Annotated in this window: 15 protein-coding genes; 5 read left to right on the forward strand and 10 right to left on the reverse strand. The window is 46.1% G+C overall.

Going from position 1 to position 17,972, the window contains the following annotated elements; translation table 11 throughout:
* Positions 1-91: 91 nt before the first annotated feature.
* Genes Q4A84_RS05375 through Q4A84_RS05400 form a run of 6 tightly spaced genes read right to left on the reverse strand, consistent with a single transcriptional unit; the run spans position 92 to position 6,332 of the window.
* Complete coding sequence (locus Q4A84_RS05375; RefSeq protein ID WP_303087958.1) at positions 92-757, reverse strand: MarC family protein; 666 nt, start codon at positions 755-757, stop codon at positions 92-94.
* Complete coding sequence (gene rodA / locus Q4A84_RS05380) at positions 757-1,896, reverse strand: rod shape-determining protein RodA (RefSeq protein WP_303087904.1); 1,140 nt, start codon at positions 1,894-1,896, stop codon at positions 757-759. The genes Q4A84_RS05375 and rodA overlap by 1 nt, the downstream gene beginning before the upstream one ends.
* The gene (gene mrdA / locus Q4A84_RS05385; RefSeq protein ID WP_303087905.1) at positions 1,893-3,932 is read right to left on the reverse strand and encodes a penicillin-binding protein 2; all 2,040 of its coding nucleotides are present in this window, start codon (positions 3,930-3,932) and stop codon (positions 1,893-1,895) included. The genes rodA and mrdA overlap by 4 nt, the downstream gene beginning before the upstream one ends.
* The gene (mreD, locus tag Q4A84_RS05390) at positions 3,929-4,426 is read right to left on the reverse strand and encodes a rod shape-determining protein MreD (RefSeq protein WP_303087906.1); all 498 of its coding nucleotides are present in this window, start codon (positions 4,424-4,426) and stop codon (positions 3,929-3,931) included. The genes mrdA and mreD overlap by 4 nt, the downstream gene beginning before the upstream one ends.
* Positions 4,419-5,288 carry a rod shape-determining protein MreC gene (mreC, locus tag Q4A84_RS05395; protein ID WP_303087907.1) on the reverse strand — a complete coding sequence of 290 codons (870 nt, stop codon included), beginning with the start codon at positions 5,286-5,288 and terminating at the stop codon, positions 4,419-4,421. The genes mreD and mreC overlap by 8 nt, the downstream gene beginning before the upstream one ends.
* A 15-nt stretch (positions 5,289-5,303) precedes the next feature.
* Positions 5,304-6,332 (reverse strand): rod shape-determining protein, encoded by a 1,029-nt coding sequence (locus tag Q4A84_RS05400; RefSeq protein ID WP_303087908.1) that lies wholly within the window; start codon positions 6,330-6,332, stop codon positions 5,304-5,306.
* A 236-nt stretch (positions 6,333-6,568) separates the two neighbouring features.
* Between Q4A84_RS05400 and gatC the strand changes: the two genes are divergently transcribed.
* From gatC to gatB, 4 genes are all read left to right on the forward strand, one after another.
* Complete coding sequence (gatC, locus tag Q4A84_RS05405) at positions 6,569-6,859, forward strand: Asp-tRNA(Asn)/Glu-tRNA(Gln) amidotransferase subunit GatC (RefSeq protein ID WP_303087909.1); 291 nt, start codon at positions 6,569-6,571, stop codon at positions 6,857-6,859.
* A gap of 59 nt (positions 6,860-6,918) precedes the next feature.
* Positions 6,919-8,367, forward strand: coding sequence for an Asp-tRNA(Asn)/Glu-tRNA(Gln) amidotransferase subunit GatA (gene gatA, locus Q4A84_RS05410; RefSeq protein WP_303087910.1), 1,449 nt, complete (start codon positions 6,919-6,921; stop codon positions 8,365-8,367).
* A gap of 55 nt (positions 8,368-8,422) precedes the next feature.
* Entirely contained in the window at positions 8,423-9,196 is a 774-nt protein-coding gene (locus Q4A84_RS05415) for a DpnI domain-containing protein (protein WP_303087911.1), read from the forward strand.
* 99 nt (positions 9,197-9,295) lie between these two features.
* Positions 9,296-10,726 carry an Asp-tRNA(Asn)/Glu-tRNA(Gln) amidotransferase subunit GatB gene (gene gatB, locus Q4A84_RS05420; RefSeq protein ID WP_303087912.1) on the forward strand — a complete coding sequence of 477 codons (1,431 nt, stop codon included), beginning with the start codon at positions 9,296-9,298 and terminating at the stop codon, positions 10,724-10,726.
* A gap of 66 nt (positions 10,727-10,792) precedes the next feature.
* Here gatB and Q4A84_RS05425 read toward each other — a convergent pair whose 3' ends face one another.
* Together Q4A84_RS05425 and tkt are read right to left on the reverse strand one after the other, a co-directional pair.
* A complete protein-coding gene (locus tag Q4A84_RS05425; protein WP_303087913.1) occupies positions 10,793-12,823 on the reverse strand; it encodes an OPT family oligopeptide transporter in 2,031 nt (676 codons plus the stop codon).
* A gap of 165 nt (positions 12,824-12,988) precedes the next feature.
* Complete coding sequence (gene tkt / locus Q4A84_RS05430) at positions 12,989-14,971, reverse strand: transketolase (protein ID WP_303087914.1); 1,983 nt, start codon at positions 14,969-14,971, stop codon at positions 12,989-12,991.
* A 469-nt stretch (positions 14,972-15,440) separates the two neighbouring features.
* Between tkt and Q4A84_RS05435 the strand changes: the two genes are divergently transcribed.
* The gene (locus Q4A84_RS05435) at positions 15,441-16,487 is read left to right on the forward strand and encodes a GNAT family N-acetyltransferase (RefSeq protein WP_303087915.1); all 1,047 of its coding nucleotides are present in this window, start codon (positions 15,441-15,443) and stop codon (positions 16,485-16,487) included.
* Between the two features lie 99 nt (positions 16,488-16,586).
* Here the strand turns inward: Q4A84_RS05435 and Q4A84_RS05440 are convergent, their stop codons facing one another.
* Both Q4A84_RS05440 and Q4A84_RS05445 read right to left on the reverse strand, forming a co-directional pair.
* Positions 16,587-17,150 carry an SCP2 domain-containing protein gene (locus Q4A84_RS05440; protein WP_303087916.1) on the reverse strand — a complete coding sequence of 188 codons (564 nt, stop codon included), beginning with the start codon at positions 17,148-17,150 and terminating at the stop codon, positions 16,587-16,589.
* 46 nt (positions 17,151-17,196) lie between these two features.
* Positions 17,197-17,961: an SDR family NAD(P)-dependent oxidoreductase gene (locus Q4A84_RS05445; RefSeq protein WP_303087917.1), complete on the reverse strand. Its 765-nt coding sequence runs from the start codon at positions 17,959-17,961 to the stop codon at positions 17,197-17,199.
* Between the last annotated feature and the right edge of the window lie 11 nt (positions 17,962-17,972).

Here is a 17,972-nt window from a genome sequence, read left to right on the forward strand (position 1 = left end):
AGAAATACGTCGGCAGAAAAGTGACTTCAAAAAAAGTAGTACCAATTCAAAACAAATGCCTGTCTGAACTTTTCAGACAGGCATTTTCTATTTAACCGACAAGCCTCGGGAACAAGGCTTTCAACCCGGCAACAACAATTTCCACCGAAACTGCTGCCAGCAACATACCCATAATCCGATTGAGAATGGTCAGACCGGTTTCTCCGAGTAAATTACTGATTCGGCTGGCTGCCAGCAAAGTGGAAAAACAAATAACGCTGATAATGGCACCGGCTGCTACGATAGATAAGGTATCACCCAAAGATTTGGCCGATGAAGCATAAATCACAACAGTCGAAATGCCACCCGGGCCAATCATCATGGGAATGGCGAGCGGCACCACCGCGATAGAAGCCGCACTCTGAGAAGGATGCTTGGGCTTGACGGTAATTTCGCTGCTTTCATCAGTGCTGATTTCGGGCTTTGCCATATTGTTACCCGCACTCATCATAGAAATAGCAATCAAAAACACCAATAAGCCGCCTCCTACTTGGAAAGCACCCGTACTAATTCCGAAAATTCGCAGAATCCAGTTTCCGGAAAAAGCAAAAATCACGATAACAATAAAAACGCTCAATGCCGAAATCTGCGCCACTTTCCTTCGCTCTCTCGTATTATTGTTACGAGTCAGATCAAGAAAGATAGAAAGTGCGCTAAACGGATTAATCAATACCATAAAAGCAAGTATGAGCTTTCCAATTTCCATGCCCATTTTAATTATTCCTTAATGGGTTGTTTTAAATATGATTTCTTATTTTCTTTAGAAATTCCCATCAAAATAGCGAGAATAACCATAACAGATAAAGTCGCGGTACCACCATAGCTTACCAAAGGCAGCGGAACCCCAACCACAGGCAGAATGCCGCTGACCATGCCCATATTCACAAAGGCATAACAGAAAAACGTCATGGTCAGCGCGCCGGCAATCACACGGTTATAAAGCGTGTCCGCCTGTGAGGCAATATACAAACCGCGTCCGAGAATAACGAGATAAACCAGTAATAACAATAAATTACCAACTAACCCGAATTCTTCTCCATAAACGGCAAAAATAAAATCCGTAGTAGACTCAGGAATGTAATCAAGATGGGTTTGCGAACCATTAAGCCAGCCCTTTCCCCAAATTCCACCCGAACCAATGGCAATCATGGATTGCAAAATATGGTAGCCCGCACCAAGCGGGTCTTTCGTCGGATCGAGCAAAGTCAAAATACGGGTTCGCTGATAATCATGCAGGCCGTAATTCCAAATCAACGGCAACGATGCCGCAAAACCGATTAGGGCGATGAAAATAACTTTCCACGGCAAACCGGCAAAGAAAATAACGAATATGCCGGAAGCCATAATCAACACGGCCGTACCCAAATCAGGCTGTTTAAGAATCAATGCCCCCGGTATAACGGTTAATAACACGGCAACCAAATAATGAAACCAACGCAGTCTGCCTTCATAACGTTGCAAGTACCACGCAATGGTCATAGGCAGACCGATTTTCATAATTTCAGAAGGTTGGATACGCGTAAAACCCAAATTGAGCCAGCGTGTCGATCCATTAACCGTGACACCGAAAAGCTCTACCCCGATTAGCATCAAAACGCCGGCGATATAAACAGGTAATGCCAGTTTGGAGAGTTTTTTAGGCTGTTGCCAAGCAATCAGCCAAAGCAAAGCAAACCCCAGTATGGTATGCAAAGTTTTGTTTTCAAGCTGGTCGAAAGTTTGCCCGTCTGCAGAATAAAGCAAAAACATACTCATGATATACACGGCCAGCATGGCATACAAAAGCCAAGAATCCAGCGGACGGCGGATAATATGCACAATCTTACTTAGCTTGTTCAATTGATCAGAGCGATTCATGGTAACGCCTCCCCTGAAGTTTGCTCGGAACTAATGCCTGTCTGAAAACCTTTCAGGGGGCTCAACGGTACAGTACGCATGTACCCGCTTCCCCAAAATGCCGCCTGATCCGCTTCAGAAGAAGCAGACAGATTCTCTGGAGGATTCTGCGGATTCTGTGCATTCAAATTTGATAAATAGTAATCAATCAACTGTCGTACCAAAGGTGCAGCCTGAGCACCCCATCCACCGTTTTCTAGAATCAATGCCACTGCGATTTTTGGTTTTTCCATCGGAGCAAATGCGATGAACCAAGCATGGTCGCGATGTTGCTCGCGCAAAGCAGCAGCATTGTAACGTGCCCCTTGCTTAATCTGAACCACTTGAGCCGTACCGGTTTTACCGGCAATCGGATAAGGACCGCCGCCAATACGCCAAGCCGTGCCTCCTGGCCGAGTAACTTTCAACATAGCCTGCTTCACATATTCGAAATTCTCCCGTTTGAAAGGAATCTGCTTGATTGCCTGCGGATCAATAATGGTTTTTTCTTTTCTGCCATAATCGAGAATCTCTTTAACCAAATGAGGACGGTAAACCTCACCGTCATTTGCCAAAGAAGCGGTAGCATGAGCCATTTGCAACGGCGTATAGGCGTTATAACCTTGACCGATACTTACAGAAACCATTTCACCGGGCCGCCATTTGCGTTGATTTTCCGGCAACTTAGCAAACCGTTTCTCTTTCCATTCCGGGGTAGGCAGAATGCCTCTGTATTCATTAGGAATATCGATGCCGGTTGGTTGCCCGAAGCCGAATTCCGACAAATATTTGCTTAGTTTCTCAATACCGGCTTCATAGCCGAGTCGATAAAAAAAGGTATCGGAAGAAACTTGAATGGCCTTGCTCAAATTAGCAGAGCCATGACCGCTGCGCACCGAATCACGAAACACGTGGCGGCTGCCCGGAATACTCCACGCGCCGGGCGCAGGAATAATGGTGTTTTGCGTGATTTTTCCACTTTCCAGCAAAGACATGCCCATAAACGGCTTGAAAGTCGAACCGGGCGGATAAAGACCTTGCGTAACGCGATTCAGCAGAGGACGCTGCCAATCTTCATTTAAGGCTTTCCACGTGGCCAAATCGATACCGTCGATAAAAAGATTAGGATTGAAAGAAGGTTTGGATACAAATGCCAGCACGCCACCGGTTTGCGGGTCTATTGCAACGGCTGCACCGCGCCGCCCAGAAAAGATACGGTCAACTTCCTGCTGAAGGCGGATATCCATCGCCAATTTAAGCGTTAACCCGTTGCGCGGTTCCACACTACTCAACACGCGAACGATATCTCCGTGTGCGTCTTTTTCCACCCGTTGATAACCCGGAGTGCCGTGCAGTTGGTTTTCATAATAATTTTCCAAGCCGGTTTTACCGATATGGGTGCTGCCGCGATAAAGCGCATTGCGGCCACTTTCCTCCAATTTCTCTTGATCTCGATCGCTGATACGGCCGATATAACCGAGGAAATGGGCGGTTAACGCACCATAAGGATACTCACGGAAAGTACGCGTATTGATTTCCACGCCATTAAATTGCGAGAGGTGTGGAGCCAGACGCGAAGCTTCATCAACCGAAAGTTTGAGTTTCAGCGGCACTTTCTCATAAGAACGGTATTCCGTCCTAAATTTTTTAAACCGTGCCAAATCAGCTTCACTAACATCAATATATGTTTTCAATGCTTCAACGGTCGCATCAATATTCCGGTTGCCAATGATTTTCGGAACCAATTCCAAAGAGAATACCGGATAATTGCGCGCCAAAACGACACCGTTCACATCAACGATTTCACCACGCACAGGCGGCGTGGGAATTAAAGTAATACGATTGGAAGTGGCCTGAACCGCATATTCTTTATGCTTAAAGACTTGTAAATAGACAAAATTGGCCGCCAATATACCGAATGAAATGCTGATTAGCCCGAAAGCAACCACTAAACGACGATTGAAATCTCGATTAGGTGCGCGTTGTTCGACCGCAGGTTCTTTTACTTTCGGTTTCATCGGCTAAAGCGGAAGAAAAGGTTTTTCAGAATTTTATCAGCCAAAGGCCAGAGCAGCATGCCGCTCACAGCAGCCGCCATGCTTTCCATATGTACCCATTGGCGCCGGCTAACTGCGTGCACAAACAATAATACAATTTGGATAAATAGCAAAGCCATAAACACACCGATGGTTTGGCGTACAGGCGTATTCAGCTTTTTCATATAAGAAGGGAATTGTATTAAAAATACCGCGCAGACATAAGCTAAAGCGTGAGAACCCAAAGGCGTGGCCGTACCCGCATCGATCAATAAGCCCACAATAAAAGCACTGAGCAAGCCAAAAGTTTGTGGGCGATAAAGTGCCAAGAAAATCAGTACCATCGCGCTAAATTTGGGCAGCCAAAAAAAAGAATCAGCAGGGAAAGGGATAAAATCAAACAGAAAAGCAAATGCGAAAGCCAAGATAGCGGGCATTACAGGTAAGCGGCCGTAAGATAAACTGAAATTATTCATGGCTGACAGACGCCTCCGAAGCAGCATTATCGGTTGATGGTTTTTGCGATAAAACCAACAGATATTTACTTGACTGCAAATTGGAAATGGTTGCCAGTTTGGTTTGATAATAAGGCGTACCGGATGCTTTCGCAGCCTCTTTGACTTGGGCGACCGGAATACCGGCGGGATACACGCTATCTATACCAGAGGTAAGCAACATATCACCCACTTTCAAATCCGCATCTGTCGGGAAATAACGCAGAGAAACTTGGTTGCCATCCCCGAAAATAAGGCTGCGGATACCGGAACGCGCCACCACGACAGGGACGATTAATTCATTTGCCGAAATCAAACGAATATCGGAACTGTAGCGGCGTGCCTGAGTAACCTGACCGATTAAACCGTTTCGATCAATAACGGCATCGCCTGTGCGTATTCCTTCTTCACTACCTTTATCAATAACCAGCAGATCAGAAAACGGGTTTCTGCCGTTGGAAACGACTTCGGCCGCAATGGCCCGCTCGAAGCTGACTTGCTTCAGATTCAGTACCGCCTTTAATTCGTTAACTTCTTTTTCTAACGCCCTATTTTCATGTGAATCGGTTTGCAACCGGATGTTTTCGGCCTGTAACGATTGATTTTGCGCTTGCAATTGCGTTTGTGAACGTGTAAGCAAGCGAACATAATCATAAAATTCAATCGGTTTGGAAGCCAGCCATTGAAGCGGGAAGGTAAACGAAGCAGTAACATTCCGAACCTGTTGCACAGCTTCAAATTTCTGGTCGAGCATTAAAAGTGCAATGCAGGTAAGGCAAAGCGTAAACAGCTTACCTACCGGCGCACTCTTGGGCGCATTAAAACTTAAAGACGGTTTCGCCATGATACGATTAAAAATTTAAGGGTTGCCAGCGAAAATAGGATGATCGGTACCGATTAAATCCAATACGCAACCCGTGCCTCTGGCAACGCAGCATAAGGGATTTTCCGCAATAATAACCGGCAAACCGGTTGCTTCGGATAATAACCGATCCATACCGCCTAACAAAGCACCGCCGCCGGCCAACACAAGACCTCGGTTGATAATATCCGAAGCCAATTCAGGAGGCGTCAACTCAAGTGAAGTGATAATTGCTTGGATGATGCGGTTCAACGGATCCTTCAGAGCCTCGAATACTTCGTTTGAATTAATGGAGAACGTGCGCGGTGTACCTTTGGCAATACTGCGCCCAGTAATAATCATGCTTTCCACATTTTCAATCGGATAAGCCGTGCCGATTTTCTGTTTGATTTTCTCGGCGGTGGCTTCTCCAATTAAAACGCCGAATTCGCGACGCGCATACAGAATAATCGCTTCGTCAAATTCGTCGCCCGCCGTGCGTACCGAAGTGGCATATACAACTTCATTCATTGATAAAATGCCGATTTCAGTCGTGCCGCCGCCAATATCGACAATCATACAGCCAGCAGCTTCATTAACCGGCAAGCCAGCACCCAAGGCAGCGGCCATCGGTTCTTCAATCAGATAAACATCCGAAGCACCGGCGGCTTTGGCTGAATCGGCAATTGCTTTGCGCTCGACTTGCGTGGCGCCGTAAGGCACGCAAATCACAATGCGCGAAGGGCGCCCTTCGGTTGCTTTGCGAATAAAATGCTTGAGCATTTTCTCGGTTAGATTGAAGTCTGCAATCACGCCGTCTTTCATCGGGCGTACAACCCGAATGGAATTCGGGGTTCGGCCCAACATTTTTTTAGCCTCATTACCGATGGCTATGGTGTTTTCCTGCCGATGTTCATCTTCCTGTATGGCGATGATGGAAGGTTCGTTTAAGATAATACCTTTGTCTTTGGCATAAATAAGCGTATTGGCCGTACCTAAATCGATAGCAAGGTCGTGCGACAAAAAACGGTTGAAGAAGCCAAACATGTAAAGCCTTTATACTAAATGCGCTGAATTATAGAATAATAGGATAAGGCATGGGGTTTTACAGGTTTTATCGTGGAATGCCTGTCTGAAAAACACCATGCCGGATAACGGGTTTTCGTTTATAATCCGCCCTTCATTCATCCGAAGATTTATGGCGCTGCGCGATCTAAACGTACTTGCGCCGAATAATACCGCACTGATGGTAATTTTGCTAACAATATTTAAGGATTTACGCAATGGCCTTAACGCTAGCCGACGTTGAAAAAATCGCCAAACTCTCCCGCCTGAGCCTAACCGACGAAGAAAAAAAGCAAAATCTGCAAGAATTAAACGATTTTTTTCTGTTGGTAGAAAAGATGCAAAGCGTCGACACTGCCGGCATTCAACCGATGGCGCACCCGCATGAAATCGCTTTACGCTTGCGGGAAGACGCCGTTACGGAAACCGACCATGCCGCCGAATACCAAGCCTGCGCGCCCGACGTACGCAACCGGTTGTATATTGTTCCTCAAGTTATCGAAGATTGATTTTCAGACAAGCCTGTCTGAAAAATATTGATATTGCTACAGAATTGCAAACAAACACCATGACCCATCATACCCTCAAACAAGCCAGCACCCTTCTGCAAACCAAACAGATTTCCGCTGTGGAATTGGCTCAGGAATACCTTGCCGCCATTGATGCGCGCAACCCTGCCATTAACGGCTACATCACGCTCAATCCGGAAGCCACTCTCGCCGAAGCCCGTGCCGCCGATGCGCGGTTGGCTGCGGGCACTGCCCATGCTTTAACCGGCGTGCCTATCGCTTATAAAGACATTTTCTGCCAACAAGGCTGGCGCAGCGCCTGCTCGTCCAAAATGTTGGATAATTTCATCGCACCTTATACAGCCACCGTTGTCCAAAACCTGCTTGATGCCGGCATGGTCACGCTTGGTCGAACCAATATGGATGAATTTGCCATGGGTTCGACCAACGAAACCTCATTTTACGGAGCAACAAAAAATCCGTGGAATGCAGAACATGTTCCCGGCGGTTCTTCTGGCGGTTCTGCCGCGATAGTCGCAGCAAGACTCGCACCAGCGGCACTCGGTTCCGATACCGGTGGCTCCATCCGCCAGCCTGCTTCCCATTGCGGCATTACCGGCATCAAACCTACCTACGGCATCGTTTCCCGTTTCGGCATGGTTGCCTACGCATCCAGCTTTGACCAAGCCGGCCCGATGGCGCAAACCGCCGAAGATTGCGCTATCCTTCTAAACACCATGGCCAGCTTCGACGAACGAGATTCCACCAGTTTGGAATGCAGCAAAGAAGACTACACCAGAGACCTTACTTCCCCGTTAAAAGGCTTGAAAATCGGCTTACCCAAAGAATACTTTACAGAAAACAACAGCGCAGATGTACAGGCGGCGCTACAAAATGCAATCAATTTGCTCAAGCAACAAGGCGCCGAAATGGTGGAAGTGAGCCTGCCGCAAACCGAATTATCCATTCCCGCCTATTACGTTCTTACTTCCGCCGAGGCCAGCACCAACCTCTCCCGCTATGACGGCGTACGTTACGGCCATCGAGCCGCGCAATTCAGCGATTTAGATGAAATGTATGCCAACACCCGCGCCGAGGGCTTCGGCAGCGAAGTAAAGCGCCGCATCATGATTGGCACCTATGTATTGAGCCACGGCTATTACGATGCCTATTACCTGAAAGCGCAAAAACTGCGCCGCTTAGTTGCCAACGACTTTCAAACAGCCTTAACTCAATGCGACCTCATTCTCGCCCCGGCAGCCCCCACTGCCGCACCGAAATTAGGCAGTGACATTCACGACCCCGTGCAGATGTATCTTTCCGACATCTACACCATAGCCGTAAACTTAGCAGGATTGCCGGCTCTAACCCTGCCCGCCGGCTTCAGTTCGGATAATTTGCCTATCGGCGTACAGCTTATCGGCAACTATTTTTCCGAAGCCAAAATCCTTGGCACGGCTCATCAGATGCAGTTGAATAGCGATTGGCATATGAAAAAGCCTGTCTGAAAATTAGAAAATCAGCTTTTCTCAATCAACAAGCTAAAGATTTATTTTATAAATAATGGATTTAAAATTCGATACTGAATTAGCAAAAGGATATAAAAGCGCCTCCCAAATCACCCGTGTTTTAACCGAATCGTGGATGGATAAAAACGTTTATTGCCCCAATTGCAGCTGTGAGAAAATTCAAAAAGAAGACAATAATAAACCTGTGCACGATTTTTCATGTCCTTCATGCAAAGAACAATTCGAACTCAAAAGTAAACACGCAAAAACGGCAGGTAAAAAAATCACCGATGGTGCTTACCATACGATGGTTGAACGGATTCAAGCCGATAATAATCCGAGCTTCTTTTTTCTAAGCTATCGAAAAGTTGATTATTCAGTGCACCAATTAATATTGGTTCCTAAACACTTTATAACCACAGAAGTAATCATCCGCCGTAAGCCTTTATCTGATACCGCGCAACGTCCCGGATGGATTGGTTGCTCAATTAATGTCGGAGCACTGCCTGAAAGCGGTAAAATTTTGCTGATTGACAACGCAAAAATAATTCGTCCTGAAATCGTTCGTCAACAGTGGAGAACCAACTTATTTTTGCGGCAACAGCAAAATAAAGGGTGGTTACTTGCAATCATGAAATATGTAGAAAAACTGCCTGAAACTTTTAATTTGAACCAGATATATCAATTTGAGGCTGAATTGGCTGTCCAATTTCCTAAAAACAAGCATATTAAAGATAAAATCCGCCAACAATTGCAAGTATTGCGTGACCAAAACGTAATTGAATTTTCCGCCCGCGGGCAATATCGAAAAATAAATAATGTAGCATAGGCATATCAAAACTAGACAATCTTGATTCGGATTATATTTGCATATCCTTATTTGAATCTTGCTGGAACCAACCCAGCCTATACAGAACGAAAGACCTCTATGACTTGGGAAACTGTAATCGGACTGGAAATCCATGTCCAATTGAACACCAAATCCAAAATTTTCAGTGGTGCATCCACTTCATTCGGCGCAGAGCCGAACGCGCATGCAAGCGTGGTGGAGTGTGCCTTGCCGGGCGTGTTGCCGGTGATGAACCGAGAAGTGGTTGGCAAGGCCATCAAACTCGGTTTGGCTTTAGGCGCGAAAATCAACCAGAAAAACGTTTTCGACCGTAAAAACTATTTCTATCCCGATTTGCCGAAAGGCTATCAAATCAGCCAGCTGGATTTACCCATCGTAGAACACGGTAAATTGGAAATTGTTGTGGGCGATGTGGTTAAAACCATTAATGTAACCCGTGCTCACATGGAAGAAGATGCCGGTAAATCTGTACATGAGGGTTTAAACGGCGCAACGGGCATTGATTTAAACCGCGCGGGTACGCCGCTGTTGGAAGTGGTGTCCGAGCCGGAAATGCGCTCTGCCGCCGAAGCGGTCGCCTATGCAAAGGCTCTGCATAGCTTGGTAACATGGCTGGATATTTGCGATGGCAATATGGCGGAAGGTTCGTTTCGTATTGATGCCAATGTGTCGGTTCGCCCGCAGGGGCAAGCTGAATTTGGCACACGGCGTGAAATTAAGAACTTGAATTCGTTCCGTTTTCTGGAACAGGCGATTAACTATGAGGTGGAAAGCCAGATTGAAATTTTGGAAGACGGCGGCAAAGTGCAGCAGGCAACCATGCTGTTCGACCCGGAAAAAGGCGAAACCCGTGTCATGCGCTTGAAAGAAGATGCGCACGACTACCGCTACTTCCCCGACCCTGATCTGCTACCGGTAATGATTTCAGACAGCCAGCTGCAAAAAGCCAGAGATGAAATGCCCGAATTGCCCGCAGAAATGGCGCAACGCTTTATCAGTGATTACGGCGTAAGCGATTACGACGCCCGTTTATTAACCGCTTCCCGCTTGCAAGCAGCCTATTTCGAGGCAGCAGCAAAAGCCAGTAATCAGGGTAAGCTAGTGGCAAACTGGATGAACGGGGAATTGGCGGCAACATTAAATAAAGAAAATCTAAGCCTATCTGAAAGCCCGATTGATGCTCTTCGCTTGGCCGCATTAATCGGAAAAATTGCCGATGGTACGCTCAGCAACAAGCTGGCAAAAAAAGCCTTTGAGGCAATGTGGGCTGAGCCTGAAGCAACGATAGAGCAAATCATCGAACAACATGGCTTGCAACAAATAACCGATACCGGTGCCATGGAAAAAATCATTGATGAAGTACTGGCTGCCAACGCCAAATCGGTTGAAGAATATAAAGCAGGCAAAGAAAAAGCATTCAACGCATTGGTTGGTCAGGTGATGAAGGCCAGCAAAGGCAAAGCGAACCCGCAGCAGGTGCAGGAATTGATGAAGGCCAAGCTTGCTTAAGCGAATACTTTGAACATTTAAAATGCCTGTCTGAAAATTTCAGACAGGCATTTTTTGCTAACGCGCCTATCGAGCCGCATTCAAAACGCGTTTGGCAAATATAGCTATTCCAAGAATAAACGCAGCCAAACCCAACCATGAAGCTGTCGTATCCCAATTTTCCAACTTAATCGCCAATGGCGCATCAGAACCGCCGTTGGTAACCGAAGCTGCAATAATAAATGCCATTATCACACCGACCAAGCTTTCTCCGACAATTAAACCAGCGGAAAATAAAGTACCGATACGGTCTGCATTTTTCAAACGATTCTTTGTATTTTCAGGATGACGCATACGAATACGCCTTTTCATCCAAGCAACCAAAAATGCACCGATAACAATCGGCATATTGACGGCCGGCGGAAGGTAAATGCCCATGCCAACAGCCAATACCGGCAAACTGAGTTTGGATGCCGAGCTTTTCTTAAGCAGCAAATCTACAATAATCAAGATTGCGCCTATACCCATGCCTATAAAAATATAACTCCATTGCAGACTGTTGGTAAAAATACCTTGCGCAATCGTCGACATCAATGTTGCCTGCGGTGCAGCCAATGCTTGGGCCACATCCATGTTCGGGCGCGGCATCGCACCCGTAAACCCATAAGCTTCATACAATAATTGCAAAACAGGCGAAATAACAACCGAACCAACAATACAGCCGATAATCAGCGCAATTTGCTGCAAGCGCGGCGTCGCTTTAACCAGATAACCGGTTTTTAAATCCTGCAAATTATCGTTGGAGATGGAAGCCGCCGCAATGATTGATGAGCCGCAAAAAAGTGTTAATGCAAGCAAAAGCTTCCGGTTACCTTCATCTGCAAACAATTCCGTTGCATTACCAAGAGCCAGCAACACCAGAGATATAATAATAACTGAAATAATGCCAATGCCAGAAATCGGACTGGAAGACGAACCAACCAAACCTGCCATATAGCCGCAGGCCGCCGCTACTAAAAAGCCGATTAAAAGTGTCAGTAACGTACATACCACGACCAGCAACCAAGCAATGCCCGTAGACATTTGGGCAGCGCTAACAAAATGGTAAAACGAAACACCCAATACCAACATCATGCCCAACGCCCAAAAAATCATTTCCTTAGGCGACAAATCCCGCTCTGTACGCACGGTAGAGGCTGCAGAACCGACTGTGGGCTTAAATGACAACTTCATACCTTCAATCATCGGTTTTGCCAGAGTAATCAAGGTCCAAATCGACGCAATACCAATCGTACCCGCACCGATAAAACGCACTTTTTCTTTCCAGATTTGCAAAGCAAAAGCCGACATATCCATATCAGCAGGCTGCGGAATCACAGCGGAAAAATAGGGAACGCCTCCTCCCCATGCAATAAAAATATCCACCAAGATGGCAATACCGCCAGTCAGCCCAACTAAATAGCCCGCACCAAGCAAAGCAAGCGAAAAACCCATCGGTAATTGGAAAATAGAAGAACCGGCCTTAAACCAATAGCCCGCACTATCTGAAATAACGCGTAAACCACTGGATAAGAAACTCATCAAACCAGCCAACAATCCGCCCATGGCAATATCTTTAATACCGCTTTCACCGGCTTGACCTTCGCCTTTTTCATTATGTTCACCACTGCCGACCTTCAAAATTTCAGCCGCAGCCACACCTTCCGGATAAGGCAGATTACTTTTCACCACCATGGCGTATCGCAACGGAACCGTAAAAATCACACCTAATATCCCGCCACCCACACACAATAGTGTTGTCTGCCAAAACGGAAAGCCGTTCCAATAACCTGTCATTAAAAGGCCGGGTAACACGAAAATAACGGTCGACAAAGTTCCGGCCGAAGAAGCCTGAGTCTGCACTATATTGTTTTCAAGAATATTGCTGCCTTTGGCAAACTTAAGCGCTGCCATAGAAATCACGGCTGCTGGAATTGAAGAAGCAACAGTTAAACCGACTTTCAGTCCCAAATAAATATTGGATGCAGTAAAAACCACTGTAATCAGCGCACCCAAAAGCATGCCGCGAAAGGTCAGCTCTCGATAATTTGCATAAGGATCGGGGGGTGTTTTCGACATATTAATCACCTACAATCGAAGAATAAATTTTACGTTAAGCCTGCATATTGTTTTGTTCGTAATGAAATGTCAAGAAATGCTTGCTTTGTTTTGAATGTTCGATAATGAATTTCTGATAACAAAATGCCTGTCTGAAATATTTTCAGACAGGCATTTTACGGTTAGTTAAGCTAAAACAGCTTTTACCGCAGCCACAACGTTTGGCACTGTAAAGCCAAATTCCTCAAACAATAATTCGGCCGGTGCCGATTCGCCGAAACGATCAAGGCCGACAACCTTGCCTTGAGTACCGACATATTTATACCAACCGTCGCTTACCCCTGCCTCTACAGCCACTTTAGGAAGATTGGCCGGCAAAACGGAAGCACGGTAAGCCGCATCTTGTTTATCAAACACATTGGTTGAAGGCATAGAAACCACATTAACAGCAATGCCTTGTTCTGCCAACGCTTTTGCCGCTTTTAAAGCCAGCTCAACTTCCGAACCCGTAGCAATCAATACGGCTTTTGCCCCTTCTGCCTGACTAATCACATACCCGCCGCGTCGAATATCCGCAAGCTGAGCGGTATCGCGAGGAATGAACGGTAAATTTTGCCGGCTGAAAATCAAACAGCTTGGATGATCTGCTGCTTTCACCGCTTCGGCCCAAGCCACTAACGATTCTGCGGTATCGCAAGGGCGCCATACTGCCATGTTCGGAATCAAACGCAATGTAGCGGTTTGCTCAACAGGCTGGTGCGTCGGCCCATCTTCACCAAGGCCGATAGAATCGTGGGTAAACACAAAAATTGGATTAATCTTCATTAACGCGGCCATGCGAAGCGCATTTCGGGCATATTCGCTGAACATCAGGAAAGTCGCTCCGAACGGTTTAACGCCGCCATGAAGCGTCAGACCGTTCATGATGGCCGCCATTCCGAATTCGCGCACGCCGTAATGAATGTAATTGCCGCCATGCTCGCGAGTAACCGATACGCTACCCGGCCAATCAGTCAGATTAGAAGGCGTCAAATCTGCAGATCCGCCCACCAATTCAGGTAATGTTTTGGCCAGAATGCCAATGCTGTTTTGGCTGGCCTTGCGGGTTGCGATTTTTTCAGCCTTATCGCATACCTCTTGCAAGGCAGTTTGAATATCGGCGTCAAAATCAGCAGGCAACTCATGATTCATGCGGCGCACAAATTCCTCAGCTTCTTGCGGAAACTTGGCTTGATATTGAGCAAACAGCGTATTCCATTCATGCTCCAGCTTGGCGCCTTTTTCTTTTGCATTCCAAGCATCGTATATTTCCTGCAGAATTTCAAAAGGCCCGAACGACCAACCCAAATGCTTGCGGGTTGCCTCAATTTCCTCCGCCCCCAAAGGCGCGCCATGAGTTTTATGGCTACCCTCTTTAGTGGCCGCGCCCTTACCAATTAAGGTTTTACAACAGATAATGGAAGGCTTACCGGTTTCCGCCTTCGCCGCCTCAACCGCAGCCTGTAACGCCGCCGTATCATGACCATTAATATTAGGCACCACATGCCAGCCGTAGCTTTCGAAACGTTGCGGGATATTTTCAGTGAACCAACCGTCTACTTTTCCATCAATAGAAATGTTGTTGTCGTCGTAAAAGACAATCAGCTTGCCCAAACCCAAAGTTCCCGCCAATGAGCATGCTTCATGGGACACGCCCTCCATCAAGCAGCCGTCGCCCATAAACACGTAGGTATGATGGTCGACAATATTCAAGCCGTCTTTATTAAACTCGGCTGCCAGAATTTTTTCGGCCAACGCCATACCAACCGCATTGGCAACACCCTGCCCTAACGGGCCGGTCGTGGTTTCTACCCCGTCGGTATAACCGTATTCAGGATGGCCCGGGGTTTTACTGTGTAACTGACGGAAATTTTTCAAATCTTCGATGGAAACGTTATAGCCGGTTAAGTGCAGTAAGCTGTAAAGCAGCATCGATGCGTGGCCATTCGACAAAACAAAACGGTCACGGTTATAAAATTTAGGATTAGCAGGATTATGATTTAAGAATTTCGTCCACAACACTTCAGCCATTTCGGCCATGCCCATCGGCGCACCGGGATGGCCAGAATTGGCTTTCTGTACTGCGTCTGCTGATAAAAAACGGATGGCATTTGCCAATTGGGAAGCCATATCTAAATTCCTTCATGTTGTGGTTATCGTAGATTTCGGATTATGCAGTTTTTCATTTCGGCTTTCAAGAAGCGGCCGGATTGGTTGGACTTGGTAAAAATTTTATATGTCATATTATCAAAACATATTATTCAACAAGTTTACGATAATCATTATTGTTTATCACTGAATTACACACACAGGAATAGTAAAAACAACCGATTTTCCTAAAAAATACACCGTCTTTCTGATAGTTCGGCTTGAAATCGGTTTTATTGTTATTCTGTGAAAAAAAAGAAATATTGGTAAAATATTCGTAAAACAATCCTAACCAGCACTATTTCCTTCGTATCAGTCTGGAAAGATACCTTTCAAGGCCGCGCGATATCTGCCCGAAGCAGGATAGTGTCCGAAAAACCATTGAAACAACGAACTTATAATTATAAAAGTATATGATTGAATTCAAAGCATTAAAAAAGGATGGACTACAATGACAGTAACTGAAATTGGCATGCAGGACAGCGAATTATGGGACAAAACAATCCGTAGTTTTTCGGTATACGAGCCGTTTTACTTACACGCCTATATTAAAGCATCAGCCGGGCACAATCACGACAGCCAACCCGTTTTGTTAGTTTATGAAAATGGCGATGTGCGTGCAGCAACCGTAATTCTGCGCCGCGATATCGCTTTAAGCCAACCTTTTACCGGTAAAATTCCGGAAAATACCTATTTCGATTTATCTTCTCCATATGGCTACGGTGGTTTTATTTACAATACCGACTCTTTCCCCGAAGAAGTGCAGAAAGCCTATAACGACTATTGCCTGAAGCACGGTTATGTTTGCGAGTTTCTGCGCTTCAACCTGTTTACCGACTATGCCATGCACTACGACGGCTGCGCCGTGAGCAAAATGGTTAATGTGGTGTGCGATTTATCCGGTAGTTGGGAAGATGTTTTTGGTCGCTACCAAGGGAAAACGCGCCAGAAAGTGCGTAAAATCCAAAAAAGCGGCTGGAGCGTACGCGTAGGCAACACTCGGGAAGATATCGACACTTTCCTGCCTGTTTATTACGACACGATGGATCGTAACGACGCCCGCTCCATGTATTATTTTGACAAGCAGTTTTTTGAAGATTTGCATGACTTAGGCGATCCTATTTACTATTTCTTTGCGGAGAAAGATGGCAAAGTAGGCGCAGTCAACCTGTTGATCGGCGGCAATAAAAATACTTATTGCTTTCTCAGCAGCACTTCACGTGAATTTCTGAAAGAATCGCCCAATTATCTTTTGATGAGTGAGATGATTGCTTGGTCGCATGCCAATGGTTTTGAGAATTTCGTTATCGGTGGAGGCTATGGCGGCAATGACGACCTACTGCGCTTTAAAAAAGGCTTTGCACCCGACAGCCTCTATGATTTTTATATCGGTAATAAAATCTTCAATCAAGAAATTTACGACAAACTCTTAGAAATCCGCCGCCAAGCCGGAGGATTAGATGAAGAAAGCCATTATTTCCCTCTCTATCGTTCATAAATTTTAAGCAGCAACATTAATGCCTGTCTGAAAGTTTCAGACAGGCATCTTTTATTTGTATAGCCATGTTGTTTCACAAATAACAGGGACGATCAGGCTCTACCAATCGTCTCGTTCGAACTTATCCAAGCGTGCATGCAGGCGTGCCACATCGTCACGCAAACGATCAACCTCATCGGCCCATTCATCGAATTCTTCCCGTGTAATAACCGGCGCTTCAGGCTCTTTAGCATAATCGGAAGCTTGTTCCATCAAACTTTGCCCTATTTGCTTTAGTGTGGCACCGATTTTTCGAGTACGGGTCGCAATGCTGCCCGCAACGCCATCGCCAAAAATCCGGCTCAAATCATCGTTGGCATAATAACGTAAGCCGCCAAGCAACGGCAGCAAATTAAAGCCCAACTCCTGATCGCCTTCAATTTCGAAGTCGCCGACACCCGGCATTTCCTTACGCATGATTTTTTGTACTGCGCTTTGGTGAAAGGTTAATATGGTATCCGCTTCGCGATTCGTTTCTGATAAAAAACCCTGTTCATTAAATTGCCCGCGAATCGATAACCCTGCAATGTTTAAGGTTAAGACAATACCGTTATAACCAACCAAAGCAGCTTGGGTTTCCGGGTTTTGTTGAATGAGATGATTGATAATCGGTAAAGCAAGCATAATTTTCTTTCAGACAGGCTTGAACGGATAAGCGATAAATATCTTTTCAAAGCCATAAATCATTAAACAACGAGTAAACGGTTTTGCCGTTCGTCTCATCGTCTGTCTCAAAACTTGGCAAGGGTAAACCTAAAACCTGAGCTTGAGCACGGTAAAACTCTCGTTTGGTCGGATGCGCCTGCTCCACGATATTGCGTATCCGAAGCCCTCCGACATTAGTTAAGGCAGAGGATAACACAGCCACCGCCGAATCACGATGCAGCATATTGACAGGATGATTGGGCTTTTTGATCGGAACCTGTCGCGCTAACATCCGATGCAAAGGATGGCGGTCGGCGGAATATAGGCCGCCTAAACGAAGAATATCGATATTGGGAATTTTGCTAGAGAGAAATATATGCTCCGCTGCCAAAATTTTCCGTGCATTTTCTGTTTGCGGCTCCGGCAGGCTATTTTCATCACACCTGCGCGGCCTGTCTCCATAGACGCTAATGCTGCTGGTAAAAATCAGATGTTGCACACCATAATCTTCAGCCAAACGACACCATTCTTTCAGACAGGCATCATAATTTGGCAACGGCGTAGGCGGCAGCAAACACACCCAAGCTGGTTTATCCGACCAGTTTGAACCAAATATCGCGCCGTAGTGCCCAATATCATTCAAATCAGCACATTGCAAATCGACCGGCAAGTTTACATCATCGGATGAAAGGTTTCGTTTAAGTGCGCTGATGCGGCAACCCTTTAAATAAAGTTTTTCTGCCAGCGGCCTACCCAAATAACCGAACCCCAAAATAGCAACGTCTTGCATCCACTATTCCA

Origin of the sequence: Neisseria sp., assembly GCF_030527965.1 — a bacterium.
Taxonomy (GTDB): Bacteria; Pseudomonadota; Gammaproteobacteria; order Burkholderiales; family Neisseriaceae; genus Neisseria.

What these genes read in the sequence shown, in the direction of transcription:
- rodA (WP_303087904.1), bottom strand. Translation starts at nt 1,896, where the DNA reads ATGAATCGCTCTGATCAATTGAACAAGCTAAGTAAGATTGTGCATATT.
- Q4A84_RS05425 (WP_303087913.1), bottom strand. Translation starts at nt 12,823, where the DNA reads ATGTCGAAAACACCCCCCGATCCTTATGCAAATTATCGAGAGCTGACC.
- gatB (WP_303087912.1), top strand. Translation starts at nt 9,296, where the DNA reads ATGACTTGGGAAACTGTAATCGGACTGGAAATCCATGTCCAATTGAAC.
- Q4A84_RS05435 (WP_303087915.1), top strand. Translation starts at nt 15,441, where the DNA reads ATGACAGTAACTGAAATTGGCATGCAGGACAGCGAATTATGGGACAAA.
- gatA (WP_303087910.1), top strand. Translation starts at nt 6,919, where the DNA reads ATGACCCATCATACCCTCAAACAAGCCAGCACCCTTCTGCAAACCAAA.
- Q4A84_RS05400 (WP_303087908.1), bottom strand. Translation starts at nt 6,332, where the DNA reads ATGTTTGGCTTCTTCAACCGTTTTTTGTCGCACGACCTTGCTATCGAT.
- mreC (WP_303087907.1), bottom strand. Translation starts at nt 5,288, where the DNA reads ATGGCGAAACCGTCTTTAAGTTTTAATGCGCCCAAGAGTGCGCCGGTA.
- gatC (WP_303087909.1), top strand. Translation starts at nt 6,569, where the DNA reads ATGGCCTTAACGCTAGCCGACGTTGAAAAAATCGCCAAACTCTCCCGC.
- Q4A84_RS05440 (WP_303087916.1), bottom strand. Translation starts at nt 17,150, where the DNA reads ATGCTTGCTTTACCGATTATCAATCATCTCATTCAACAAAACCCGGAA.
- mreD (WP_303087906.1), bottom strand. Translation starts at nt 4,426, where the DNA reads ATGAATAATTTCAGTTTATCTTACGGCCGCTTACCTGTAATGCCCGCT.
- mrdA (WP_303087905.1), bottom strand. Translation starts at nt 3,932, where the DNA reads ATGAAACCGAAAGTAAAAGAACCTGCGGTCGAACAACGCGCACCTAAT.
- Q4A84_RS05415 (WP_303087911.1), top strand. Translation starts at nt 8,423, where the DNA reads ATGGATTTAAAATTCGATACTGAATTAGCAAAAGGATATAAAAGCGCC.
- tkt (WP_303087914.1), bottom strand. Translation starts at nt 14,971, where the DNA reads ATGGCTTCCCAATTGGCAAATGCCATCCGTTTTTTATCAGCAGACGCA.
- Q4A84_RS05445 (WP_303087917.1), bottom strand. Translation starts at nt 17,961, where the DNA reads ATGCAAGACGTTGCTATTTTGGGGTTCGGTTATTTGGGTAGGCCGCTG.